The organism is Streptomyces sparsus, assembly GCF_054776295.1.
On the sequence record NZ_BAAHCA010000521.1, the window covers coordinates 1 to 3,469 of the forward strand.

Genomic DNA, 3,469 nt, shown 5'->3' on the forward strand with positions numbered 1-3,469 from the left:
GAAGCGGTGGGCCCACGTCGCGTCCACCGGGCCGCCGCTGACCAGGCGGCGGTGCACCACAGCGCCCGCGATCACGTCGAAGACGAGGTCGACCACCCGTGCCGTCTCCGCCGGGTCGGCGGGATCCGGCGGGAGTTCCCCGCGCGCCTGGGCGCGGGCCCGGCCGGTGAGCACCAGGTGCTTCTGGCGGTCCACGACGGCGTCGCGCAGTCGCTGCTGCAGCGCCGGGTCGGTGGTGGCCTCGCCGACCACCGCCATCAGCGCCGCCGAGGTCTCGGGGCGGGTCAGCAGCGCGCCGAAGGACAGCACCACGCTTTCGAGGTCGTTCCGCAGGCTGCCGAGGTCGGGCAGCTCCAGGGAGTCGAAGACCACCGCGACCGCGTCGACGACCAGTTCGCCCTTGTTGTGCCAGCGCCGGTAGAGCGTCGTCTTGGCGACCCCTGCGCGGTGGGCGACGTCCGCCATCGACAGCCTGGACCAGCCCAGTTCGACCAGGGCGGCGCGGGTCGCCTCCAGGATGGCCGCGTCGGTGGCGGCGTTGCGTGGGCGTGCCATGGGGTGACCCTATCCAGCGGATGAGTTACGCTACGGCCCGTAGCGGAATGGCCTCCGGTGGACCGCCCCGTCCATCGGAGTGCCGCGACACCACCGCGACGACCACGGCCGGGTGGGGACCCGGCGCACAACACCGCGCGGAGGGGGGAGACTGTCCTCATGCAGCCACGCAACATGTCCATGAGCGGAGTGGTCGACCTCGCCGCGGTGAAGGCGGCCGGTGAGGCCAAGCAGAAGGCCGAGCAGGCGCGCTCCCAGCGCGCCGCAGGTGAAGGGCCCGGTGACGCCGCGGCCCCGGGCGGCCTGGTGATCGACGTCGACGAGGCCGGGTTCGAACTCGACGTGCTCCAGCGGTCCGCCGAAGTGCCCGTCGTCATCGACTTCTGGGCCGAGTGGTGCGAGCCGTGCAAGCAGCTCGGGCCGCTGCTGGAGCGCCTCGCCCAGGAGTACCGCGGCCGGTTCGTACTCGCCAAGATCGACGTCGACAGCAACCAGATGCTGTTCCAGCAGTTCGGCGTGCAGGGCATTCCGGCGGTGTTCGCCGTGATCGCCGGTCAGGCACTGCCGCTGTTCCAGGGGGCGGCCCCGGAGGCGCAGGTCCGCCAGGTGCTTGACCAGCTGATCCAGGCCGCCGAAGAGCGCTTCGGCATCGTCGGCGCGCCCGTCGAGGGCGACGCCGGACCCGAGCAGGCGGCGCCGCAGGCGCCCGAGCCGCCGGAGGACCCGGCGCTGGCCGCCGCCCACGCGGCGCTCGACACCGGTGACCTCGGCGGCGCGGTGCAGGCGTACCGCAACGTGCTGTCCGACGATCCCGGCAACCAGGAGGCCCGTCTGGGCCTGGCCCAGGCCGAGTTGCTCGCCCGGGTGCAGGGGCTGGACGAGCGGCAGGTGCGCAGCGCGGCGGCTGACGCCCCGACGGACGTGCAGGCCCAACTGCGGGCGGCGGACCTGGACCTGGTCGGCGGCCACGTCGAGGACGCCTTCGGCCGGCTCGTCGAGACGGTGCGGCGCACCGCGGGTGACGACCGGGAGACCGCCCGGCTGCGATTGCTGGAGCTGTTCGAGGTGATCGGCCCCGACGACCCGCGGGTCGTCGCCGGACGCGGTGCCCTCGCCCGGGTGCTGTTCTGATCGGAAGTCCCGTTTCCCTCTGCCTATTTACAGATTGACAAACAGCGGCCGTGTTTTGCCAAATCTTGGCAATCACGGCCGCTGTTACTCACGGTAAGAGCAGGTCGGTGATTTCTCCGCACAGCACCCGTTTGGTCCGCTTCTTGCCGCCGAGCGGACGCGCACCCTCCGTACCTGGTATGCCGGTGTCCCGGTACCGCGGTTACCCAGCCGTTACCCGCAAGTAATGAACCCCTTGTGCCGCAGCCCGTCCATGCACCACGATCGGCCACGCTCGGTCCACCCCCGACAGCCCGGCAGCCAACCGGTGCCACGTGCGGTGGTGGTCACCCCACCGGGCGGTCGTGAGCACCCCACTCACGGCCAGGGCAGGGGGGTTCCCGTCCAACCGGCGGTGCCTGTCCGACATGCCGCGCGAGAGCGCGGCCAGTGGTTGTCGCTCGGGGGTGATCGCCGGCTGAGGGGACGCTGCCCGCGTCCGCGACTGGCGGCGCTCTCCTTCCCGAGGACGTAGCACTTCTCCCATCCCTGCCAGGGGGCGGCTCGCATCCGACGACCGCACCGGGCCGGAGATGTACGTCCGAGAAGGAGGAATGTCATGGAGTCTGTGGCTCGTGGCGGGACCAGATGGAAGCGGTTCGCCGTCGTCATGGTTCCGAGTGTGGCCGCAACGGCGGCGGTGGGCCTGGCGATCGCCCAGGGCGCGCTGGCCGCCTCGTTCAGCGTTTCCGGGCAGCAGGCCAAGGTCGCCGTGGACAAGCTCGAAGGCAACGGGTTCGTGCAGTACGGCGCCATCGACACGCAGCGCGGCGGCAAGAAGGTGCCGGTGGCGGTCTCGGCGTTCAGGACCGCCGAGCTGACCAACCTGTGCCAGTCCGTCGTGGTGCCCGTCCCCGGCTTCGGCGACGTGTCGCTGCTGCTCAGGGCGGGACAGGGCAGCAAGAAGGTCGAGGCGCAGAACCTCTACATCGACCTCGACCAGCTCGACGCGGACGCCACCTTCCGCAACATCAACATCGGGGTCGCGGCCGGCGACTCCAACAAGGGGCCGGGCGTCAGGCCGGACGACGAGGCCCGGGCAGGCTCGTTCGCACAGGAGGCCGACTCGGCCACGCTGCTCAACGTCCGTCAGACGTCGTGGGCGACCAGTGCGGGTACCTTCAAGCTCTCTGGGCTCAAGATGAACGTCTCCAAGGGCAAGAACGAGTGCTTCTGACGCACTGAGGGGGGCGGGGCGAGACGTCCCGCTCCCCGACCTCGAACTTCCGCACCGTCCGGCCCGAGGGAGCTGTTCACATGAGTGCCGAGTCGTCGGGGGCGCGGTCGCGCGTCGGCCGCTGGCGTGTGTCGTTCCGCCACTGGCGCTGGCAGCGCCCCTTCTGGGCGGGCCTGTTCACGCTGCTGGCGGGCCTGCCGATCGTCTGGATCCCCTACACGGATCCCAGCCTGGAGAACCTGTCGTTCCGGCTGGCCACCACCACAGGGTCGGGATCACTCATCATCGGCGTGCTGCTGGTGGTGCTGGGCCTGACCCTCTGGTACCAGCCGCAGGGGCGGGTGTTCGCGGGGGTCGCCGCGATCCTGCTCGCCCTGGTGTCCCTGGTCGTGTCCAACATCGGCGGATACCTCGTCGGTTTCCTGCTGGCCCTGGTCGGCGGGGGGTTGGGTCTCTCCTGGGCGCCGGGTGCTCCCGAGGGCAGGCCCCGGCACGCGGCACCCGCCGTCGGCACGGCACCGACCGGCGACCCCGCCCCTGCCGCCGGACCCGCCGGAGCGGTCGCAC

General features: G+C 71.4%; 4 protein-coding genes. 3 read left to right on the plus strand and 1 reads right to left on the minus strand.

Translation table 11 applies throughout. The annotated features are described in order from the left end of the window. The coding region (locus tag ACYVE9_RS19550; RefSeq protein ID WP_461029180.1) for a TetR/AcrR family transcriptional regulator at nucleotides 1–555 on the minus strand (555 nt) is incomplete at its 3' end. Nucleotides 556–714: 159 nt separating this feature from the next. Between ACYVE9_RS19550 and ACYVE9_RS19555 the strand changes: the two genes are divergently transcribed. The 3 genes from ACYVE9_RS19555 to ACYVE9_RS19565 form a co-directional block, all read left to right on the plus strand. Further along, nucleotides 715–1,686: a tetratricopeptide repeat protein gene (locus tag ACYVE9_RS19555; protein WP_461029181.1), complete on the plus strand. Its 972-nt coding sequence runs from the start codon at nucleotides 715–717 to the stop codon at nucleotides 1,684–1,686. Between the two features lie 598 nt (nucleotides 1,687–2,284). Beyond that, nucleotides 2,285–2,902, plus strand: coding sequence for a DUF6230 family protein (locus tag ACYVE9_RS19560; protein WP_461029182.1), 618 nt, complete (start codon nucleotides 2,285–2,287; stop codon nucleotides 2,900–2,902). Nucleotides 2,903–2,982: 80 nt separating this feature from the next. Further along, the coding region (locus tag ACYVE9_RS19565) for a DUF6114 domain-containing protein (protein ID WP_461029183.1) at nucleotides 2,983–3,469 on the plus strand (487 nt) is incomplete at its 3' end.